The following is a 1506-nucleotide window of genomic DNA, read 5'->3' as shown; positions in this document are numbered from 1 at the left end:
GGCGGCGTGCATCGTCGTCGGCGCCGTGGTGCTCGCGGCGGGCGCGCCCGGCCTGGTCGGCGCGGTCCGTGCGGGCCACGCCGCGGACCCGGAGCGGCGGGCGCAGGCGGCGAGCGCGCTGCAACTGCACGGCGTGCTGCTGGCGTTGTGCGCGCTGCTGGCCGTGGGCGTCGTCGTCTACGCCGCCCGCGACCCCCTCGGCGCCGACGAAGGCGGCGAAGGTGGCGAAGGCGCCGTCGACGGTGACGGCGGCGGCGGCGCGGACCGTACCGGGGCCGCGGCGGGTGCCCGGGCCGAACTCGCCGCCGTGCGCGGGGAGCTGGCCGCGGCCAGGGAGCACCACGTCGCCGAGCGCGACTCGCTGCTGCGCGAGCGCGCGGCGCTCGCCGAGCGCATCGGCGGGCTGCAGGCCGGCGTGCAGGGGACGTTCGTCGGGCTGTCGCGCCGCACGCTCGGCCTGGTCGAGCGCCAGCTGTCGTTCATCGACGAGTTGGAGGCGCACGAGCAGGAACCCGGCACGCTGGACACCCTCTTCCGGCTCGACCACCTGGCCGCCTGTATGCGCCGGCACAGCGAGAACCAGCTCGTGCTCGCCGGCGCCGACCACCGGGGCACGCGCCGCGCGCACGTCCCGCTGATCGACGTGCTGCGCGCCGCCGTCGGCGAGATCGAGTCGTACCAGCGGGTGGTGCTCTCCCCGGACGTGCCGCAGCTGCACGTCACGGGCTTCGCCTCCGCCGACGTCAGCCACCTGCTCGCCGAGCTGCTGGAGAACGCCACCTCCTGCTCCCCGCCGGAGTCCGAGGTGCTGCTGACCGGGCGGCTGCTGGGGACCGGCGACCTGCTGCTGGTCGTACGGGACGAGGGCATCGGCATCAGCCCGCCCGGGCGGCTCGACGCCCTCAACGCCCGGCTCGCCGAGGCCGACCCGGGGCCCGCGCCGGGGGAGTCGCTGGGTCTGGGGCTGTACGTGGTCGCCCGGCTGGCGGCGCGGCACGGGGTGCGCGTGGAGCTGCGGCGGCGGGAGCGGGGACTGGACGCGGAGGTCCGGCTGCCGGCGCGGCTGTCCGCGGGCGCGGTGGGGGGCGGGGACGGCGCGGTCAGCGCGGGCGGTGCCGCGGGTGGCGGTGCGTTGGGTGGCGCTGTTGCGGGCGGCGTCGCGGTGGGCGGCGGTGCTGTGGGTGGCGCTGCGGCTGGACGCGGAGGTGGCGCCGGAGCGGCGGACGCTTCAGCCGGGGGCGGCGAGCCGGGGCCGGGTCGGAGGCCGGGCGTGGCCGGTGAGGGCGTACGGGACCCCGGCGTGGGCGTGCACGCCCCGGCACGACGGGGTGCGCATGGCCTGGCCCCCGTACGGGACGGCGGGTGCGACGGCGCGCACGGCCCGGCACCGGTACCCGACGGCGGCGGTCCGGTACGGCCGAGCAGGGGCCCGGACGGGCCCGGCGCCGGGGCCGTACGGCTCGGGCCGCAGCGCCCGGCGCCGCCCGACGACGGCCCGCCGAGCGC

The 1506-nt window shown here is 79.5% G+C and carries 1 protein-coding gene; it reads left to right on the top strand.

The annotated features are described in order from the left end of the window. On the top strand, window positions 1-1506 hold a 1506-nt coding region (locus tag ABD317_RS36810), incomplete at both ends, for a sensor histidine kinase (protein ID WP_344296405.1).

The organism is Streptomyces synnematoformans, from assembly GCF_039531005.1.
GTDB lineage: Bacteria > Actinomycetota > Actinomycetes > Streptomycetales > Streptomycetaceae > Streptomyces > Streptomyces synnematoformans.
This window is presented reverse-complemented; position numbering and strand designations above follow the sequence as displayed.